This window comes from Methylobacterium indicum (genome assembly GCF_001043895.1).
In the GTDB taxonomy this organism is placed as follows: domain Bacteria; phylum Pseudomonadota; class Alphaproteobacteria; order Rhizobiales; family Beijerinckiaceae; genus Methylobacterium; species Methylobacterium indicum.
Window position 1 is genome coordinate 1 of the sequence record NZ_JTHF01000086.1, and the last position, 19474, is coordinate 19474.

The following is a 19474-nucleotide window of genomic DNA, read 5'->3' on the forward strand; positions in this document are numbered from 1 at the left end:
GCCGGCAAGTCGACGCTGCTCAACGCCCTCGCACGACGGGACGTCGCTATCGTCTCGGAGGTCCCGGGGACGACCCGGGATGCCATCGAGGTGCGCTGCGATCTCGGCGGCCTGCCGGTTCTGTTGGTGGACACTGCCGGCCTGCGCGAAACCAATGACGCGATCGAGGTCGAGGGTGTCGCCCGCAGCCGGCGCCGCATCGAGCAGGCCGATCTCGTGCTCTGGCTGCGCGAACCGGGCGGGGATGCGCCCCCTCCCCTGTCCGCCCCGGTACGCGTCGTCGCGACCAAGCGTGACCAGCCGGGCGATGCCACCGGGGAAGACATCGCGATCTCGGCCCGGACGGGTGAAGGCCTCGACCGGCTCCTCGCGGAGATCGAGCGGAACGCAGCGGCGTCGCTCGGGAGCGGTGATGCGCTGGTCACCCGCGAGCGGCAGCGCTTGGCGCTGGAAGCCTGCGAGCGACAACTCGATCGCGTCGTGACGCATGGCGGGACCCTGCCGGCGGAACTCGTGGCGGAGGATCTGCGCCTCGCGGTCCGTGCGCTCGGGGAGGTCGCAGGCCGGGTCGGTGTCGAGGAAATGCTCGACCGGCTGTTCGCTGGGTTCTGCATCGGGAAGTAGCCCTGTCGGATCGGTGCCTGAGCACCAACCGGGGGAGTTTTCACGTGAAACGCGAACGAGACCGACGGCGTGATTGACGCCACCCGGGGGCAGCGCCTAATCACCCCATGCACAGAGATGATTCCTCCTTCGACGTGATCGTCGTCGGCGGTGGGCATGCGGGCGCCGAGGCGGCCGCCGCCGCCGCGCGTTACGGGGCCCGCACCGCCCTGGTCACCCATCGCCGCGCCACGCTCGGGGCGATGTCCTGCAACCCGGCCATCGGTGGCCTCGGCAAGGGTCACCTCGTGCGCGAGGTCGACGCCCTCGACGGGCTGATGGGCCGTGCCGCCGATCGAGCGGGTATCCAGTTCCGCCTGCTCAACCGCCGCAAGGGCCCCGCCGTGCGCGGGCCGCGAACCCAGGCCGACCGCAAGCGCTACGCCCGGGCGATGCAGGTGGCGCTCGCCGAGACGCCGAACCTCACGATCGTCGAGGGTGAGGTCGCCGATCTGACGGTCAAGGACGGACAGGTCGCCGGCGCCGTCCTGGCCGATGGCCGTGCCCTCCCCTGCCGGGCCGTCGTTCTGACCACCGGGACCTTCCTGCGCGGCCTGATCCATATCGGCGAGGTGACCACGCCTGCGGGCCGGATCGGCGAAGGGCCGGCCCTCGGCCTGTCCGCGACTCTCGACCGGCACGGCTTCGCCCTCGGCCGCTTGAAGACCGGCACGCCGCCGCGACTCGACGGTCGTACGATCGACTGGCACGGCATCGACAAGCAGGCCGCCGACGACGAGCCGGTGCCGTTCTCGACCCTGACCGAGCGCATCAGCACTCCGCAGATCGAGTGCGGTGTCACCCGCACCGGCCAGGCGGCACACGACCTGATCCGCGCCAACCTGCATCGCTCGGCGATGTATTCCGGCGGCATCACCAGCCGCGGTCCGCGCTACTGCCCGTCGATCGAGGACAAGGTGGTGCGGTTCGGCGACCGCGACGGCCACCAGGTCTTTCTCGAGCCGGAAGGGCTCGACGATCCGACGGTCTATCCGAACGGCATCTCGACCTCCCTGCCGGAGGAGGTCCAGCACGGCATCGTCCGCCTGCTGCCGGGATGCGAGCGTGCGGTGATCCTGCGCCCGGGCTACGCCATCGAGTACGACTACGTCGATCCGCGCGAGCTCGATGCGACGCTCCAGACCCGGCGCATCGCCGGCCTGTTTCTCGCCGGGCAGATCAACGGCACCACGGGTTACGAGGAGGCGGCGGGTCAGGGATTGGTTGCTGGTCTCAATGCCGCCCGCCTGGCGGGCCAGGCCGATCTGGCGGTGTTCGACCGGGCCGAGTCCTATATTGGCGTCATGATCGACGATCTCGTGACCCATGGGGTCAGCGAGCCCTATCGCATGTTCACCTCGCGCTCGGAGTATCGGCTCAGCCTGCGCGTCGACAACGCCGACGAGCGACTGACGGGCCGCGGCCTTGCCCTGGGCTGCATCTCTGCCGGGCGGGCCACGCACCATGCGGCGAGGCAGGAAGCCCTGGCGATGGCCCGGTGCATGCTCGACACTTTCAGCCTGACCCCGACCGAGGCCCAGCGTCACGGGATCGCGCTCAACCGCGACGGGATCCGCCGCTCGGCGTTCCAGCTGCTATCCTATCCCGAGATCGGCTGGGATCGGCTCGCTGCGATCTGGCCTCAGCTCGCGGCGATCCCCCCTGCCCTCGCGGATCGAATCTGCACGGACGCGACCTATGCGGTCTATCTCGACCGGCAGAAAGCCGACATCGCGGCGTTCCGGAGGGACGAAGCCGTGACACTCCCGGCACACCTCGATTATGGCGGTATCGCCGGATTGTCGAACGAACTACGCCTCAAGCTCGATACGGTGCGCCCCCTCACCCTCGGCCAAGCGGCACGCATCGAGGGCGTCACCCCGGCGGCACTCACTCTGCTGGCGGCCCATGCCCGCCGTATTCCGTCGATCCAGGTTCCGGCCGAATGAAGAACCCTGCTCCCGGCCGCGACGCCGTCCTGCGCGAGGCGGGCGTTTCACGTGAAACAGCGGCCGCGCTCGACCTCTACGTCGCCCAGCTCACCCGCTGGCAGTCGATCAAGAACCTCGTCGGTCCCTCGACCCTCGCCGAGGTCTGGACGCGCCATGTCGCCGATTCGCTCCAGCTCCTGGCGATGGCGCCCGAGGCGACGCGCTGGCTCGACCTCGGCAGCGGTGCCGGCATCCCAGGCCTGATCCTGGCCATCGCTGGGCGCGAGCGGCCGGGCTTCCGCGTCGATCTCGTCGAGAGCAACGGCCGCAAGGGCGCCTTCCTGCAGGAAACGGCCCGGCTCACCGGGGCGCCGGCCAAGGTGCACGTCGCGCGGATCGAGGCGGTGATCGACGGGTTCGCCGATTCGCAGATCGTCACCGCGCGTGCCCTCGCCCCCCTGTCCCAACTCCTGTCCTGGACCGCCCCGTTGTTGAAAAATGGCGCCACGGGGCTTTTTCCCAAAGGGCGTGATGTCTTAACCGAATTGACCGATGCGGAGGAAAGGTGGAGATTTGCCGCGGATCTGATCCCGAGTCGGACCGATTCTGACGCCAGAATCGTCCGCATCTCCAGTGTGAGCGACCTTCTCCCATGATCGCGGAACCCCCCGAGGCGCAGGCGAGCGATAGCCCGCGGCCCCTGCGCATCATCGCGCTCGCCAACCAGAAGGGTGGCGTCGGCAAGACCACGACGGCGATCAACCTCGGCACCGCGCTGGCGGCGATCGGCGAGCGCGTGCTGATCATCGATCTCGACCCGCAGGGCAATGCCTCGACCGGCCTCGGCATCGACCGGCGCCAACGCCGTCTCTCGACCTACGACGTGCTGGCCGGTGAGGCGCCGCTGGCAGAGGCGGTGCAGGTCACCGCCGTGCCGCGCCTGTCCCTGGTCCCCTCGACCATGGATCTCCTCGGTCTCGAGATGGCGATGGCGAGCGCGCCGGATCGGGCCCAGCGCCTGCGTCGCGCGCTCGAACCGCTCGATCGCGGCGAGATGCCGGAGGATCAGCGCTTCACCTACGTGCTGATCGACTGCCCGCCCTCGCTCAATCTCCTCACCCTCAACGCGCTGGCTGCGGCCCACGCGGTGCTGGTGCCGCTGCAATGCGAGTTCTTCGCCCTCGAGGGCTTGAGCCAGTTGCTGCGCACCGTCGAGCAGGTGAAGGGCGCCCTCAACCCACGCCTGGCGATCCAGGGCGTGGTGCTGACGATGTTCGACCCGCGCAACAACCTGTCGGCCCAGGTCGTCGCCGACGTGCGGGAATTCATGGGTGACAAGGTCTACGAGACCATGATTCCCCGCAACGTGCGGGTCTCCGAAGCCCCGTCGCACGGCAAGCCCGTGCTGCTCTACGACCTCAAATGCGCGGGCTCGCAGGCCTATCTGCGCCTCGCATCCGAGGTCATCCAACGGGAAGGCCGCCTCCCGGCCGCCGCCTGAACCGTCGTAACGGAGTTGTTGAGAGGATGAAGGGCATGGCGGAGGAGGGAGCGCGACCGCGCCTCGGGCGGGGTCTCGCGGCGCTGATCGGTGATTTCGGCGAGGACGTCCCGGCCGCCACCGAGAAGCCGAAGGCCGGTCAGCGGCGTGTGCCGATCGAGTTCCTGCGGCCGAACCCGCGCAACCCGCGCCGCCACTTTGCCGAGACCGAGCTCGAGGAGCTGTCGGCCTCGATCCGGACCCGCGGGGTGATCCAGCCGATCGTCGTGCGGGCGCTCGCCAACCTGCCGGACGCGTTCGAGATCGTCGCCGGCGAGCGGCGCTGGCGCGCGGCGCAGCGGGCCGGCCTGCACGAGGTGCCGGTCGTCACGGTCGAGATCGACGACCGCACTTCGCTCGAATTCGCGATCCTGGAGAACGTCCAGCGCGCCGACCTCAACGCCATCGAGGAGGCGGCGGGCTACGAGCGGCTGATGAGCGAGTTTCGCTACACCCAGACCGAACTCGCCGAGATCATCGGCAAGAGCCGCAGCCATCTCGCCAACACGCTGCGCCTGCTGCAGCTGCCCCCGGCCGTTCAGGAGCACGTCGTCGCCGGTACCCTGACCGCCGGCCATGCCCGTGCGCTCCTCTCGGTCAAGGACCCGGAAGGCATCGCCCGCCGGGTGATCGAGGACGGGATGACGGTGCGCGAGGTCGAGGCGCTCGCCGCCGGTGAGCAGACCGGCACCGGGCCGCGTCCCGGCCGGCCGCGCAAGGTTGCGGCCGAGAAGGATGCCGACACCCGTGCCCTGGAGCGGCGGCTGGAAGACGTGCTCGGCGTCGTCGTGTCGATCGAGGCCAAGGGCGGCGGTGGCGAGGTGCGCTTGCGCTACACGAGCCTCGACCAGCTCGACGGATTGTGCCGACGGCTGGAAATGCAGATCGGGGAGTGAGGAGGAAGGCCGGGCCGGATGGTCCGGCCTTCTTCGCGACGGCCCCGGCAGGCTGCCGCCGATCTCGTGACGCTGACAATCGCGTCCGAGAGGCGGTAATGGGCAATACGCCTGTCTTTCGGGGATCGGCCCGCTGTCGCGACGAAGGGGAGGGGGCTACCCCCGCCGCGCCGCCTCGCTGGCGAGGCGCAGGAAGAGGTCGGCCGCGATGGCGTGGGAGAAGTCGCCGCCGGCCCGGCGGGCGCCCAGCACGGCATCCTGCAGCAGCGATACCGCCCGGCGCAACGACGCTGGGCTCCAGCGGGCGAGCTGCGTCTCGACGATGCGCTGGCGGCGGAAATGCAGGCCGCGCCAGCCCGCCACCATCGCGCCCGGGCTCTTGCCTTCGCCGTCGAGGCGGGTGGCGAGCAGGGTGAGGCCGTGGCGGAGCGCGGCGCCCAGCATCACCGACGCGTCCATGCCCTCGATCTGGAAGCGGCGATAGCTGCGCTCGGTCTCGGCGATGCGGCCGGCGAAGGCGGCATCGACCAGGGTGTTGAGCATCGAGCCCGAGACGTCGCTGCCGATCGCCTCGACGTCGTCGATTCCGATTTCGCCCTGGCCGCGCGCGTAGAGAGCGAGCTTCTCGATCTCCCCGAGACTGGCCCGCCGGTCGCCGCCAAGCCCGGAGACGAGGAGATCGCGGGCGTCGCGTGTGATGCGCAGGTTGTCGGCCCGCAGCGTCCGGTCGATCAGGTCGGCGAGCGTGCCGGCATCGTCGGCGTAGCAGGGGATGGCGAGCGCCCGGGGCGAGCGCTCGCACACCACCCGCAAGGGAGCCGACTTGGCGAGGTCGCCGGCCTCGACCACGATCCGTGTGTCGGCACCCTCCTGCTTGAGGGCGGCCTCGACCGCCGGGGCGTAGTTGCGGCTGCCGGAACGTACCCAGACCGCACGCTTGCCGCCGAACAGACCGACGGTGCCGGCCTCGTCAATGAGGCGGCCGGGGTCGCTCGCCAGCACGTCGCCGTCGAGCTTGACCAGGGCGAAGGGATCGGTGGGATCGTCGACCGCCTTCTCGGCGAGCAGGCGGGCGCGCTCGGCGACGAGGCCGGTATCCGGGCCGTAAACCAGGATGACGGCGATGCGCGGGTCGGGGCCGCGGCGCAGCAGCCCCTCGACCTCGCCGGCCTTCACGGCTGTCATGACGCGCTCAGGGCTGGGTCGCCAGGATCGCGGCGACGCGGGTCTTGATCTGCTCGGAGAGCAGCTTGGCGAGCCGGATCTCGGCGTCGCGGGCAGCCCGCAGGCTGGCGAAGCGCTGGGACGAGCGGTCGTAGGTCGCGGTACCCTGGGCGACACCCTCCGTGAGGGTGCGGTCGCCGGACAAGGTCTGAACCTTGTAGGAGGCGGTGCCGAACAGGGTCGCGGATTCGGCCCGGCCGGTGATCGAGCTGACGATCGGGGTCTGCACCGTCTCGCTCGCGGTCAAGGTCAGGCGGTACTTCTTGTCCGAGGGCTGGCCGGAGCCGTCGAGGTCGAACACCAGCTCGCTGCGCAGGTAGTGGCCGAGACGTTCCTGGCCCTGGGCCGTCTTGGCCGGGTCGACCTGAATCGAGGCCAGTACGGCGCTCAGGGGTGCGCCGGAAGCGGTCGGCCCGTAGAGCGGACGAAAGCAGGCCGAGAGACCGAGCGCCAGGGTGGCGACGAGAGTGAGGTTCCGCGCCGTCTTCACCGTGCTGCCTGCCATCAAGCCTGTCATGAAGGTCCGTCCTGCCACCACGCGTCCCGTTACCGCCCCGCCGAGGTCCTGCCAAGAGGCGTGACCGTGGGGAGGGGCGGTCCCGGCAAGCCCTGCCTTCCGGGCCGCCAGGTTAGGGGGTGATCCTAAAAAATCTCTGCGGCGACAGCAGGGCCGGGGGACGAAGGCGGTGAGAATATCGGGGACTACGGTGTCAAACGAAAGGCCCGGCGATCGTCGGATCGCCGGGCCCCGCTCGCTGCCGTGATCGTGTCGATCGATCAGACGACGATGTTCACGATGCGCAGCGGCACCACGATCACCTTGCGGGGCGGCTTGCCTTCGAGCGCGCGCTGCACCGGCTCGAGCGCCAGCACCGCCGCCTGGACCGCGGCCTGGTCGGCGTCCCGCGGCACCGTCACGTCGGCGCGCTTGCGGCCGTTGATCTGCACCGGCATCGTCACGCTGTCCTCGACCAGGAGGTCGTGGCGGACCTCCGGCCAGCCCGCCTCGGCGACCAGGCCGTCCTGCCCCAGCGCCGTCCAGCAGGCCTCGGCGAGGTGCGGCATCATCGGGGCGATGAGCTGCACCAGGATCCGCGTCGCCTCCCGCAGGGCGGGGGAGGGGGCGTGGCCGCGTTCCGTGGCGACCGCCTCCTGCAGGCTGTTCGCCAGCTCGTAGACATGGGCGACGCAGCGGTTGAAGCGCAGGCGCTCGATATCCTCGCCCACCGCGGCGAGGGCCTTGTGGGCCGCCTTCAGCACCGCCGGGTTGTCGTCGCGCGCCGCCTCGGTCCCGCCCTCGGCGACTTCGCTCACCATGCGCCAGACGCGCTGGACGAAGCGGGAGGCCCCCTGGACGCCGTCCTCGGTCCAGATCACGTCGCGCTCCGGCGGGGAGTCGGAGAGCATGAACCAGCGGGCGGTGTCGGCGCCGTACGAAGCGATGATGTCGTCCGGGTCGACGACGTTCTTCTTCGACTTCGACATCTTCTCGATCGCACCGATCGAGACTGGCGCCTCGGTTTTCACGTGAAACGCCTTGCGGGCGCCATCCTCGCTGACGATCCGCACGTCGACCGGCTGCACCCAGGCGCCGGCCTCGTCGCGATAGGTCTCGTGGACGACCATGCCCTGGGTGAACAGGCCCGCGAAGGGCTCGTCGACACCGGCCCAGCCGGTCTGGCGCATCGCCCGCATGAAGAAGCGGGAGTAGAGCAGGTGCAGGATCGCGTGCTCGATGCCGCCGATATACTGATCGACCGGCAGCCAGTGATCGGCCACAGCCTTCTCGGTCGGCGCGTCCGTCAGCCACGGCGCGGTGAAGCGGGCGAAGTACCAGGACGAATCGACGAAGGTGTCCATCGTGTCGGTCTCGCGCCGGGCCGGCTTGCCGCAACACGGGCAGGGCACGTTGCGCCAGGCGGCATCGCGCTCGAGCGGGTTGCCGGGCACGTCGAAGGACACCTCCTCGGGCAGCTTCACCGGCAGATCCGCGACCGGCACCGGCACGACGCCGCACGAGTCGCAGTGGATCACCGGGATCGGGCAGCCCCAGTAGCGCTGGCGCGACACGCCCCAATCGCGCAGGCGGAACTGCACCCGGCGTCGGCCGACCGAGGCGCCGTCCAGGGTCTCGGCCTCCAGCCGGTCGGCAACAGTCTTGAACGCCGTGTCGGTGTCCATCCCGTCGAGGAAGCGCGAGTTGATCATCCGGCCGTCGCCGTCATAGGCGGTGTCGGTGATCACGAAGGCGGCCGGGTCCTGGTCCGGCGGGCACACGACCGGGGTGTTGCCGAGACCGTACTTGTTGGCGAAGTCGAGGTCGCGCTGGTCGTGCGCCGGGCAGCCGAACACCGCGCCGGTGCCGTACTCCATCAGCACGAAGTTGGCGACGTAGACCGGCAGGGTCCAGGACGGGTCGAGGGGGTGGCGGACCTTGAGGCCGGTGTCGAAGCCGAGCTTCTCCGCCGTGTCGATCGCGGCCTGCGCCGTGCCCATGCGCCGGCACTCGGCGATGAAGTCCTGCAGGGCCGGGTTGCCGGCGGCGACCGAAGCGGCGAGCGGGTGGTCGGCGGCGACCGCCAGGAACTTCGCGCCGAACAGGGTGTCGGGTCGCGTCGTGTAGACCGTCACCTCGGAGCCCGCGCCCTCCGGCGCCGCTTCGAGGGCAAAGCGCAGCTCCAGCCCTTCCGAACGGCCGATCCAGTTGCGCTGCATCAGCCGGACCTTTTCCGGCCAGCGCTCCAGGGTGTCGAGCCGGTCGTCCAGATCCTGGGCGAAGTCGGTGATCTTGAAGAACCACTGGGTCAGCTCGCGCTGCTCGACCAGCGCCCCCGAGCGCCAGCCGCGCCCGTCGATCACCTGCTCGTTGGCCAGCACGGTGTGGTCGACCGGGTCCCAGTTCACCTTGGCGGTGCGGCGCGAGACCAGCCCGGCCTTCAGGAAGTCGAGGAACATCCGCTGCTGGTGCTTGTAGTACTCGGGATCGCAGGTCGCGATCTCCCGGCTCCAGTCGAGCGACAGGCCCATCGATTGGAGCTGCGTCCGCATCGTCGCGATGTTGGCGTAGGTCCAGTCCCGCGGGTTGACCTTGTTCTGCATCGCGGCGTTCTCGGCCGGCAGGCCGAAGGCGTCCCAGCCCATCGGGTGCAGGACGTTGAAGCCCTTGGCCCGCTTGTAGCGCGCCACCACGTCGCCCATGGCGTAGTTGCGGACGTGGCCCATATGGATGCGCCCCGACGGATAGGGGAACATCTCGAGCACGTAGTATTTCGGACGGGGATCCTCGTTGCGGGTGCGAAAAATCTCGCGCTCGGCCCACACCTGCTGCCAGTGGGGCTCGGAATCCTTCGCGTTGTAACGTTCGGCCATGGGCGGCGTCTTTGCGACCGGTCGGCGCCGGCGCCGTGAGCACCGGCGGCAGGGATGAAGGGAAAACGTCACGGCCGCAAACGGTTGAGCTTGCTCGGCGCGGCGCCGGCGGACTAGGACACGGTTTGGTCCCGAGGGTCAACAATGGAGAGGCAGCCGGTCATGATCGACCCGCAGACCGTCACGTCGAACCTGGCCGAGGTGCGGGCGGCGATCGCCCGGGCGGCCGAGGACAGCGAGCGCGATCCCGCGGGCGTCGCCCTGATCGCGGTGTCGAAGACGATTCCGCCCGAGGGGATCCAGCCGGCGCTGGAAGCCGGACAACGCTGTTTCGGCGAGAACTACGTCCAGGAGGCGAAGGCCAAGTGGCCGGCCCTGCGCGAGGCGTATCCGGATGCCGAACTGCATCTGATCGGCCCGCTGCAATCGAACAAGGCCCGCGAGGCGGTCGAGCTGTTCGACGTGATCCACACCCTGGACCGGACCTCGCTCGCCGCGGCGCTCGGCAAGGAGATCCAGCGCAGCGGCCGGCATCCGCGCCTGCTGGTGCAGGTCAATACCGGCGAGGAGCCGCAGAAGGGCGGCGTGGCGCCGGGCGGGCTCGACGCGTTCCTGGCGGAGTGCCGGGATACGCACGGCCTCACGGTCTGCGGCCTGATGTGCATTCCCCCGGCGGAGGACCCGCCCTCGGCGCATTTCGGCCTGCTGGCGGCGATCGCCCGCCGCCACGCCCTGCCGATCCTGTCGATGGGGATGAGCGCCGACTACCCGGCGGCGATCCAGATGGGGGCGACCCATGTGCGGGTCGGCAGCGCGATCTTCGGGGCGCGTCAGCCCAAGGCGGCGACGGCGGACTGACGCGCCGTCGTCAATTGGCGTGCAGGCAGCGGATCTCCTCCCGCGCCTGCTCCAGGAAGCGGACGCGATCCTCGTCCGTCAGCAGGACGGGGGAATTCGGCAGCCCGTCGCGGTAACGGGCCGAGCCGTTCCAGAGGGTGCCGCGCGGCCCCTCCACGGCATGGATCTGGCGGGCCCGAACGATCTCGGTCGCGGTATAGGCGTCGAGCATGCGTCTCTCCCTGCGTCCGGTGCGGCTTTTGTGTGGCAGTCGAACCCTAGCGCATGTTTTCGAGGTGCGCGAGTGTGGCAGCGTTACCAAATCTAAAGATTTCGTTGTGCCGTGCAGCATCGCGCGACGGTGAGGATCTCCATCCCTCGCCCCGCGAAACCGGAGAAGATCTTTCTCAGATCGTGAGACGCGTGCCGGGGCCGAGGCGGCGCAGGAGCCGCACCAGGTCGGGGCGGCGCAGGGCGACGCAGCCCTCGGTCGGCCGGAAGCCCGGGCGGGCGACGTGGAGGAAGATGGCGCTGCCGCGTCCGGGGCGGATCGGGCCGCGGTTGTAGTCGAGGTCGATCACGAGGTCGTAGAGCCCGTCGTCGCGCCACATCGCCTCGGCGCTGATGCCGGGGGCCGGGAGGGCGAGAGGCCGGTTGTAGCGCCGGTCGCGTGGGTCGTCGCACCAGCCGTCGCCGGGGCGGATCGCCCGCAAGGGGAGGGGGGTCGGTGGGCGCGTCCCGAGCCGGTCGGGCCGGTAGAAGCCGCCGCGCAGCCGGAAGGTGCCGCGGGGCGACGCCCCGTCGCCCTCGCGTTTCACCTGCCGCTGGCCGCCCTTGCCCAGGGCGCAGGGAATCAGGACCGGGCCGGCGATCAGGGTGCCGCGGCGGCGGTCGAGGGGGTTCGGGCGGACCCGCAGGTGCGGAAGGGTCGTGCGCTTCATCGCCATCCTCTTTAAGGCTCCCGCCGCGACGGCTCCAGGGCCGCCGATCCACGAACCCGGGCGAACCCGCGACCGATGCCTGAGCCGACCCCGATTCCCGACTGGCTCGGCTGGCTGCCGCCGCGTCTCGTCGCCCTCGATGTCGAGGCCACCGGCCTTGCCGCGGGCGACCGGATGGTGAGCGTGGGCGTGGTGGCGCTCGCGACCGCCTCGCTCGCCACCGGCCGGCCGGAGATCGCCTGTCACCACCTGATCTTCGATCCGGGCCGGCCGAGCCACCCGGCGGCGCAAGCCGTGCATGGCTACGACGACTGGCTCCTGCGCCATCAGGATCCGGCCGCGATGCACCTCGCGGCGCTGGCGGGGATCCTGGCGGGGGCCGACCTCGTCGTCGCCCACAACGCCGCCTTCGATCTCGCCGTCCTCGACCGCGAGATGGCGGCGGCCGGCCTGCCGGCCGTCCCGGCCAAGGTCTACTGCACCATGGAGGCCTATCGCCGCCGGGGCGAGAGGGGCCGCGCCGCCCTCGACGCGGTGTGCCGGCGCATGGGACTCGCCCGGGTCGGCACCCGCCACGGAGCGCTGGAGGACGCCTGGCTGGCGCTCCGGGCCTATCTCTGGCTCCAGGCCTGCCCGGTGGCGGTGGCGCGCCCGGAACTGACCGCGCCGAGCAACCTGCGGCCCGTTCCGCCCCGGCCGGAGGGGCCGCTGCCGCCCCGCGCCTGAGCCCCGATGCCGTGGACAGGGAGGGGCCCGGCCCTTGCCGCGGCCCGGCGCTCCGCTACTCTGCCCCGCACGCTGCCAGGCTGCGCTCCGTCCCGGATCGCCGCCCCGGCCGGCGGCGGGGCCGAGCCCGGCCGGCGGCCGACCGTTCTGTTCGAGAGTGCCGGTTCGATGTCGAACGCCCACCGCCTGCTCGTCGTCGACGACGATCCGACCCTGCGCGACACCCTGACCGAGCAGCTCGCCCTCTCGGATTCCTTCGACGTGGTGACCGCCGAGACCGCGCAGGGCGCGATGGAGCGGGTCTCCGCCGAGCGGATCGACCTCGTGGTGATGGATGTCGGCCTGCCCGACCTCGACGGGCGCGAGGCCGTGCGGCAGATGCGGCAGGGCGGCTTTCGCGGCCCGGTGATCATGCTGACCGGCCAGGCCTCCGACACCGACACCGTGCAGGGGCTGGATGCCGGCGCCAACGACTACGTGACGAAGCCGTTCAAGCTCGCGGTGCTGCTCGCCCGCATCCGCGCCCAGCTGCGCCAGTACGAGGCGAGCGAGGACGCGGTGTTCCAGATCGGCCCCTACACCTTCCGGCCGGGCGCGAAGCTCCTCGTCGGCGAGCGCGGCTCGAAGCTGAAGCTCACCGAGAAGGAGACCGCGATCCTGCGCTTCCTCTACCGCGCCGGCCGGCAGGTGGTGGGGCGCGACACCCTGCTCGCCGAGGTGTGGGGCTACAACGCCCAGGTCACCACCCACACCCTCGAGACCCACATCTACCGCCTGCGCCAGAAGATCGAGCCGAACCCGGCGACCGCCTCGATCCTGGTGACGGAGGGCGGCGGCTACAAGCTGCTGCCCTGAGCCTCGCTCACCGCCCCGCGTTCACGCGCGGCGTGCTCACGCGATCATTCCCCGCGCCGCCACCGGCAGCGTGCCGACGATCGCGCCGCCGCGCACCGTCACCAGCGTGTCGACCATGTTGACAACGACGCAGACGTGGTTGGGCACCACCTCGACGAGCGTCCCGACCGCGGGTCGGTCGGCGCAGGCCGAGAGGTCGAGGAAGCCGTGCTCCTCGGCAAAGGCGTGGATGCGCGCGCCCGGATGGTCGGGCAGGAGCCCGAACCCGTCGAGCCCGCCGCCGGTATCGCTGGTGAGCGTCTTCGAGCCGGCATCCAGGATGCCGCGCTCGGGGCCCGCCCGGCTCACCACCCGGGCGAGCACGGCCAGCGCGCACTCCTCCAGGGTGGCGACGCCCGCCGCCATCATCATCCGGTCGTTGAAGATCACGGTGCCGGCCCGGTGCTCGGTGGCGCCGCGAATCTGGCCGAGCTCCGGCAGGTTCGGCGTGCCGCCGGTCGAGACGATCCGGGGCTCGAGCCCGAGGGCGGCGAGGCCCGCCTTCGCCTCGTCGAGGAACGTCTGGGCCCCGGCGGCGTCCCCGGCCGGCGGGTAGAGGAGCAGGCCCGCGAAGGCGAGGCCGGGGCGGCTCGCGATGTCGCGGGCGAGCGCCACCGCCTCGCCCGGGGTCTCGACGCCGGCGCGCTTGCGGCCGGTGTCGCATTCCACCACCACGTCGAGGGTGCGCCCGCCGGCCCGCGCGGCCTCCTCCAGGCCCGCCACGGTCACCGGGTTGTCGGCCGCGACCGTGAGCCGGGCCGGGCTCTCGCGCAGGAGCCGCCCGAGACGCCCGACCGCGTGCGGGCCGACCAGGTTGTAGCTCACCAGGATGTCGTCGATGCCGGCCGCCGCCATCACCTCGGCCTCGCCGATCTTCTGGCACGTCACGCCCCGCGCGCCGGCCGCGATCTGCATCCGGGCGAGGACCGGGCTCTTGTGCGTCTTGATGTGCGGGCGGTTGGCGAGCCCGGCCGCGTCGCAGGCGGCCTGGAGCCGGGCGATGTTGCGCTCGACCCGGTCGAGGTCGATGACGACCGCGGGCGTGCCGTAGCGGCGGGCGATCTCTTCGCGCAAGACGGGGGCGATCATCGCGACGTCCCCCGTCCGGGCCGGGCCCGCCCCATCCTCACCCTGCGCGCCCGATCGATCGCTTCCGTGCCGCCCATGACGGTCCCTTCCCTGCAGGTGTCCGGCCGGGACCGTAGCCGGAAACGGGGCGTGCCGGCCACCGGCCGAAACGGCATCCGGGTAAGGCTCGGACGCAACCCAATCTTAGACTTCGGGTCATACACCGGTCGTATTGCAGGCACTGCGCAACGGAGCGCCGATGCACCCTCGAGCCCGTCGGCGGGGTCCTGCCGCCTCCCGCGCGCTGGCCGGATCGATCGTCGCCGTCACCCTGGTGATCGGCGCCGCCTCGGGCCTGACGGTCATGCAGATGCGCCGCAGCGCCTGGGAGCAGGTCGGTCGGGTGTCGCAGAACCTGCTGGAGGCGGTCGAGCACATGGTCGACCGCAACATCGAGTTCTACGACCTGTCGCTCCAGGCGGTGGTGGACGGGCTGCAGAACCCGGCGATCGACGAGAGCCCGCCGGAGCTGCGCCAGCTCGCCCTGTTCGACCGGGCCGCGACGGCGAACGGCCTCGGCGCGATCCTGGCCCTCGACCCGCAGGGACAGGCCTTCGTCGATTCCACCAACGCGGTACCGCGGGCCCTGGCCTTCCCCGAGGCGGATTTCTTCCTGGCTCACAAGCAGCGGGGAGATGTCGGGCTCTATATCGGCAAGCCGTTCCGCATGGCGCCGGACGGCCGCTGGGTGATCCCCCTCAGCCGGCGCCTCACCTACGCGGACGGGGCCTTCGCCGGCGTGGTGATGGGAACCATCGATATCGGCTACTTCAACGGCCTGTTCGCCCGCCTCAGCATCGGCGACCAGAGCCGCATCGCGTTCTTCCGCGACAGCGGCGAACTCCTGGTGCGCAGCCCGCCCATCGAGCGCATGATCGGCGAGGACCTGTCGTCCCTCGCGCATTTCCGGCGCTTCTTCGAGCACCGATCGGGCCAGTTCGTCGCGCCCGGCCACCCGGACGGGGTCGAGGCCCTGTTCACCTACTGCCGGGTCGGCCGCCATCCGCTGGTGGCGACGGCCGTGGTGCCGACCGAGGTGATCACGGCCCTGTGGCGGCCCAAGGCCATCGCCATCGCGGTGCTGGTGGCGATCCTGTGCGGCGGCATGATCGGGCTGACCCTGCGGCTCCAGCGCGAGCTGGAACGGCGCAGCCGGGCCGAGGCGCGCGCGCTCGACGCCAACCGCGATCTCGCCCGCCTCGCCCATACCGACGGGCTGACCGGCCTGCCGAACCGGCGCCATTTCGACGAGGCCTTCGCGCGGGCGCAGGAGCAGGCCCGGGGGCCGATGCCGCGCCGGGCGACGTTCAGCCTCGTCCTCCTCGATGCCGACCGGTTCAAGCTCTACAACGACACCTACGGCCACCTCGCCGGCGACGAGGTGCTGCGCGCCATCGCCCGGGTGCTGCAGCGCCAGATCCGCGGGCCGGAGGAGACCGCCTGCCGGATCGGCGGCGAGGAATTCGCCGTACTGCTGCCCGGCGCGTCGAGCGCCGAGGCGGTCGCCCGGGCCGAGCGCATCCGCCTGGCGGTCGCGCGCCTGCTGATCCCGCATGCCGGCAACGAGGGCGGCGGCATCACGGTGAGCCTCGGCGTCGCCGAGGCCGGCCCGGGCGAGAGCGGCGGCGCGTGCTTCGCGGCCACCGACGCGGCGCTCTACGAGGCCAAGCGCCTCGGCCGCAACCGCGTGGTGGCCCGCCTGGGCGGCGCGGAGAGCGCGAGGGTCGCGTGAGGGGCGCAAGCCCGCACCGGGCGGGTTCCTGCCACCCGGCGTGACCGATCGGACATCGGAAGAGGGGCCGGCGCGCATGGTGCCGGCGCGCCGGATCGGCTAGAGCTTGGCCGGGCCGCCCGGGCGCGGAAGGACCGCGCCGGGGTTGCGGCAGGGGAGAGCGAGGCCGTTGGCGCTCGACGACGACATCGCGATTCTGGCCGCCGCGCCGCTGTTCGGATTGATGGATCGGGACGCCCTGCGGCTGATCTCGTTCGCGGCCGAGCGCCGCCGTCTCGAGCCCGGCGCCGTGCTGTTCACCCGCGGCACGCCGGCCGATGGCGGCTTCGTGGTGACGCGCGGCACCGTCGTGCTGGAGCCCCGCTCGCCCCGCGGCGTCCCGGTCGAGGCCGGGCCATCCACCCTGATCGGGCAGACCGCCCTGTTCCTCCCCCTGGAGCGGCCGAGCACGGCGCGGGCCGGCGCCGACCCCGCCGAGGTGATGGTCGTCACCCAGGCCCTGATGCGCCGGGTGCTCGAGGTGTTTCCCGACGCGGCCGCGGTGATCCACGACGTGCTGGCCGACGAGCTCGCCGCCCTCACCCGTACCTTTGCCAGCAGCCGCGCCGCTGACCCGACGTGACAGCGGGGCCGAGGCTTTGATAGAGGGGACGCCGATACGACTTCCCTCCCGCCCTGGACGCCTCCCATGTCGCACGCCGATCTCGCCCGGACCATCGAAGCCGCCTGGGAGGACCGCGCGAATGTCGGGGCCGACACGCGCGGGCCGGTCCGCGAGGCGGTCGACGCCGCCCTGGCGCTGCTCGATTCCGGCGAGGCCCGGGTGGCCGAGAAGGTCGAGGGCGGCGACTGGCACGTCAACCAGTGGCTGAAGAAGGCGGTGCTGCTCTCCTTCCGCCTCAACGACATGGCGCTGATCGAGGGTGGTCCCGGCGGCGGCGGCTGGTGGGACAAGGTGCCGTCGAAGTTCGAGGGCTGGGACGCCGCGCGCTTCCGCGCCGCCGGCTTCCGGGCCGTGCCGGGCGCGGTGGTGCGCCGGGGCGCCCACATCGCGCCGGGCGCGGTGCTGATGCCGTCCTTCGTCAATCTCGGCGCCCATGTCGGCGAGGGCTCGATGATCGACACCTGGGCCACGGTCGGCTCCTGCGCCCAGATCGGCAAGCACTGCCACATCTCCGGCGGCGCCGGCATCGCCGGGGTGCTCGAGCCGCTCCAGGCCAACCCGGTCATCATCGAGGACAACTGCTTCATCGGCGCCCGCGCCGAGGTGGCCGAGGGCGTGATCGTCGGCGAGGGCAGCGTGCTCTCGATGGGCGTCTATATCGGCGCCTCGACCAAGATCATCGACCGGGCCACCGGCGAGGTCTCGTATGGCCGCGTGCCGCCCTACTCGGTGGTGGTGTCGGGCACGCAGCCCGGCAAGGCGCTGCCGGACGGTACCCCGGGCCCGTCGCTCTACTGCGCCGTCATCGTCAAGCGCGTCGATGCCGGCACCCGGGCCAAGACCGCGATCAACGACCTTCTGCGGGACTGACATCCCGTGCGGGACTGACATCCCGAGCGGGACTGACGTCCCGAGCGGGACCGATGTTTCGGGAGCGGGCGGGGCCGGACCCCGCCCGCCGTCGCAGTCGCGTCAGACCGCGACGTTGTCGATGAGGCGGGTGCGGCCGAGATAGGCCGCCACCAGCACGCGGGCCGGGCCCTCGACCCGCTCCAGGGGCGCCAGGCTCTCGGCGTCGGCCACCGACAGGTACTGCACGGGCCCGAAGCCCGCCGCTTCGAGCGCGGCGCGGCCCTCCGCCAGGGCAGGTGCCGTCGCCGCGCCGCCGCGCACCGCCGCGGCCACCCGCTGCAGCACCGCGTGGATCGTCGGGGCGGCGTGCCGCTCCTCGGTCGAGAGGTAGCGGTTGCGCGACGACAGGGCGAGGCCGTCGGCCTCCCGCACCGTCGGCACGCCCTCGATCGCCACCGGGACGTCGAGGTCGCGCGCCGCGCGCCGGATCACCTGGAGCTGCTGGAAATCCTTCTCGCCGAAGAGAGCGAGATCGGGCAGGGCCTGGAGCAGGAGCTTCGTCACCACGGTGGCGACGCCCGCGAAATGTCCCGGCCGCACCGGGCCGCACAGCCCCTCGGTCAGGCCCGCCACCGTCACGGTCGTGGCGAAGCCCGGCGGATACATCGTCGCCACGTCGGGCAGGTAGGCGGCATCCGCCCCGACCTCGGCCAGGAGAGCGATGTCGTCCTCCAGGACGCGGGGGTAGCGCGAAAAGTCCTCGTTGGGGCCGAACTGCGTCGGGTTGACGAAGATGCTGACGATCACCCGCCGGCACCGTTCCTGCGCATGCCGCACCAGGGCGAGGTGCCCCTCGTGCAGGGCCCCCATGGTCGGCACCAGAGCCACGGTCTCCCCGGCTCTCCGCCAGTCGCGCACCCGACCCCGCAGGGCGGACACGTCGCCGAGACGGAGGACGGCGGAAGGGGAGGGGGGTGGCGTCATCGCGCGGGGCTCCTGTCGGTCGAACCGGCGCGACGGTAATCGGCGCGCCGGAGCCGCGCCAGGGGAGCCTTGGGAGGAGAGTTTTGGGAGAAGAGCCTTGGGAGGAGCCCGGCTGCGATTCCGTCGAACGGGATTGCAGATGGAAGTCCGGCCCGGCCGAGTGATCCTACCCCGGATCGCCGGCGGACTTTGGGGCAGGCGAGCGATTCATCTCTCGTATCGTCCCTCCATCCGCCTCACGCCGAGCGAATCGGATATGGCGATCTTGTAGGGCGATCCTGCGGTCGAGGCTGCGCCGCACGGCACCGCGCTGAGCGAGGAGTCATCCCCATCATGAGCCCGGACGACCTCGTCGGTACCCTCGACTTCCTGCGCCGGGCCGAGGCGCTCAAGAGCACGCTGCGCAGCGGCCACGCCGCCTCCGGCCGGCCGGAGAGCACGGCCGAGCACACCTGGCGGCTCTGCCTGATGGCGATGGTGCTGGCCGACGGGGCGGACGGACTCGACCCGCTCAGGCTGATCAAGATGTGCCTCGTCCACGATCTCGGCGAGGCGGTCGGCGGCGACATCCCGGCGACCGATCCCCGGGCGGCCGACAAGGCGGCGCAGGAGCGGCGCGATCTCCTGTCCCTCACGGATACCCTGCCGCCGGCGCGCCGGGACGAGATCCTGGGCTTGTGGGAGGAGTACGAGGCCGGCACCTCGCCGGAGGCGGTCCTGGCCAAGGGCTTCGACAAGCTGGAGACGATCCTCCAGCACAACCAGGGCCGCAACCCGCCGGGCTTCGACTACGCCTTCAACCTCGCCTACGGCGCCAAGCACACCGCCCGCCACCCGCTGACGGCGGCGATCCGCGCCGTGCTCGACGAGGACACGCGGGCGCGGATGGCCGAGCGGCCTGCCGGGTAGGGTCGGTTCACGCGCCCCGTACGGCCGCCGCCGCGGCGCGCAGGCCGGCGACCGGGCTGGTGAGGGGATGGGGCTCACCGCCCACCCGCGCGGCGGCACCCGCCATCGAGGCCTGGGCGAGAGCGAGACGGGTGGCGCCCGTCCGCAACGCCGCGTCGCCCGCCGCGGCGATCAGCGCGAGGTA

The 19474-nt window shown here is 71.6% G+C and carries 19 protein-coding genes; 12 read left to right on the forward strand and 7 right to left on the reverse strand.

All coding sequences use genetic code 11. The features are described 5' to 3' along the window. The 5 genes from QR78_RS10755 to QR78_RS10775 form a co-directional block, all read left to right on the forward strand. A partial coding sequence (locus QR78_RS10755) for a GTPase (protein ID WP_048427513.1) occupies positions 1-624 on the forward strand: 624 nt, incomplete at its 5' end. 107 nt (positions 625-731) lie between these two features. Then, positions 732-2612 carry a tRNA uridine-5-carboxymethylaminomethyl(34) synthesis enzyme MnmG gene (gene mnmG, locus QR78_RS10760; protein WP_048427514.1) on the forward strand — a complete coding sequence of 627 codons (1881 nt, stop codon included), beginning with the start codon at positions 732-734 and terminating at the stop codon, positions 2610-2612. Beyond that, complete coding sequence (gene rsmG, locus QR78_RS10765) at positions 2609-3250, forward strand: 16S rRNA (guanine(527)-N(7))-methyltransferase RsmG (protein ID WP_048427515.1); 642 nt, start codon at positions 2609-2611, stop codon at positions 3248-3250. Before mnmG ends, rsmG begins: the two co-directional genes overlap by 4 nt. Then, positions 3247-4095: a ParA family protein gene (locus tag QR78_RS10770; protein ID WP_048427516.1), complete on the forward strand. Its 849-nt coding sequence runs from the start codon at positions 3247-3249 to the stop codon at positions 4093-4095. The genes rsmG and QR78_RS10770 overlap by 4 nt, the downstream gene beginning before the upstream one ends. Before the next feature lie 35 nt (positions 4096-4130). Further along, positions 4131-5030: a ParB/RepB/Spo0J family partition protein gene (locus tag QR78_RS10775; RefSeq protein ID WP_048427517.1), complete on the forward strand. Its 900-nt coding sequence runs from the start codon at positions 4131-4133 to the stop codon at positions 5028-5030. A gap of 156 nt (positions 5031-5186) precedes the next feature. On the opposite strand, the gene holA is transcribed toward QR78_RS10775, so the two are convergent. The 3 genes from holA to leuS form a co-directional block, all read right to left on the reverse strand. Beyond that, positions 5187-6215 (reverse strand): DNA polymerase III subunit delta, encoded by a 1029-nt coding sequence (gene holA, locus QR78_RS10780; protein ID WP_048427518.1) that lies wholly within the window; start codon positions 6213-6215, stop codon positions 5187-5189. Positions 6216-6222: 7 nt separating this feature from the next. Continuing rightward, complete coding sequence (locus QR78_RS10785) at positions 6223-6759, reverse strand: LPS assembly lipoprotein LptE (protein ID WP_048427519.1); 537 nt, start codon at positions 6757-6759, stop codon at positions 6223-6225. A gap of 272 nt (positions 6760-7031) precedes the next feature. Then, the gene (gene leuS / locus QR78_RS10790) at positions 7032-9623 is read right to left on the reverse strand and encodes a leucine--tRNA ligase (protein WP_048427520.1); all 2592 of its coding nucleotides are present in this window, start codon (positions 9621-9623) and stop codon (positions 7032-7034) included. A gap of 162 nt (positions 9624-9785) precedes the next feature. Here leuS and QR78_RS10795 point away from each other — a divergent pair, with 162 nt between their 5' ends. Next, complete coding sequence (locus tag QR78_RS10795) at positions 9786-10481, forward strand: YggS family pyridoxal phosphate-dependent enzyme (protein ID WP_048427521.1); 696 nt, start codon at positions 9786-9788, stop codon at positions 10479-10481. A gap of 10 nt (positions 10482-10491) precedes the next feature. Here the strand turns inward: QR78_RS10795 and QR78_RS10800 are convergent, their stop codons facing one another. After that, positions 10492-10692 carry a hypothetical protein gene (locus tag QR78_RS10800; protein ID WP_048427522.1) on the reverse strand — a complete coding sequence of 67 codons (201 nt, stop codon included), beginning with the start codon at positions 10690-10692 and terminating at the stop codon, positions 10492-10494. A gap of 175 nt (positions 10693-10867) precedes the next feature. Further along, complete coding sequence (locus QR78_RS10805) at positions 10868-11401, reverse strand: L,D-transpeptidase family protein (RefSeq protein ID WP_048427531.1); 534 nt, start codon at positions 11399-11401, stop codon at positions 10868-10870. 75 nt (positions 11402-11476) lie between these two features. Between QR78_RS10805 and QR78_RS10810 the strand changes: the two genes are divergently transcribed. Then, positions 11477-12127, forward strand: a complete 651-nt coding sequence (locus QR78_RS10810) for a 3'-5' exonuclease (protein WP_048427523.1) — start codon at positions 11477-11479, stop codon at positions 12125-12127. Positions 12128-12295: 168 nt separating this feature from the next. Continuing rightward, positions 12296-12982 carry a response regulator transcription factor gene (locus tag QR78_RS10815; protein ID WP_048427524.1) on the forward strand — a complete coding sequence of 229 codons (687 nt, stop codon included), beginning with the start codon at positions 12296-12298 and terminating at the stop codon, positions 12980-12982. 36 nt (positions 12983-13018) lie between these two features. Here the strand turns inward: QR78_RS10815 and QR78_RS10820 are convergent, their stop codons facing one another. Beyond that, complete coding sequence (locus QR78_RS10820) at positions 13019-14107, reverse strand: alanine racemase (RefSeq protein WP_425284176.1); 1089 nt, start codon at positions 14105-14107, stop codon at positions 13019-13021. Positions 14108-14348: 241 nt separating this feature from the next. Here QR78_RS10820 and QR78_RS10825 point away from each other — a divergent pair, with 241 nt between their 5' ends. The 3 genes from QR78_RS10825 to dapD all read left to right on the forward strand — a co-directional run bounded on the left by QR78_RS10825 (position 14349) and on the right by dapD (position 17415). After that, complete coding sequence (locus QR78_RS10825) at positions 14349-15881, forward strand: GGDEF domain-containing protein (protein WP_048427526.1); 1533 nt, start codon at positions 14349-14351, stop codon at positions 15879-15881. A gap of 169 nt (positions 15882-16050) precedes the next feature. After that, positions 16051-16503, forward strand: coding sequence for a Crp/Fnr family transcriptional regulator (locus QR78_RS10830; protein WP_048427527.1), 453 nt, complete (start codon positions 16051-16053; stop codon positions 16501-16503). Between the two features lie 66 nt (positions 16504-16569). Next, complete coding sequence (gene dapD, locus QR78_RS10835; protein ID WP_048427528.1) at positions 16570-17415, forward strand: 2,3,4,5-tetrahydropyridine-2,6-dicarboxylate N-succinyltransferase; 846 nt, start codon at positions 16570-16572, stop codon at positions 17413-17415. Between the two features lie 102 nt (positions 17416-17517). Here dapD and panC read toward each other — a convergent pair whose 3' ends face one another. Beyond that, positions 17518-18381, reverse strand: coding sequence for a pantoate--beta-alanine ligase (gene panC, locus QR78_RS10840; RefSeq protein ID WP_048427529.1), 864 nt, complete (start codon positions 18379-18381; stop codon positions 17518-17520). Positions 18382-18714: 333 nt separating this feature from the next. Between panC and QR78_RS10845 the strand changes: the two genes are divergently transcribed. After that, positions 18715-19290 carry an HD domain-containing protein gene (locus QR78_RS10845; RefSeq protein WP_179945838.1) on the forward strand — a complete coding sequence of 192 codons (576 nt, stop codon included), beginning with the start codon at positions 18715-18717 and terminating at the stop codon, positions 19288-19290. The last annotated feature ends 184 nt before the right edge of the window (positions 19291-19474 follow it).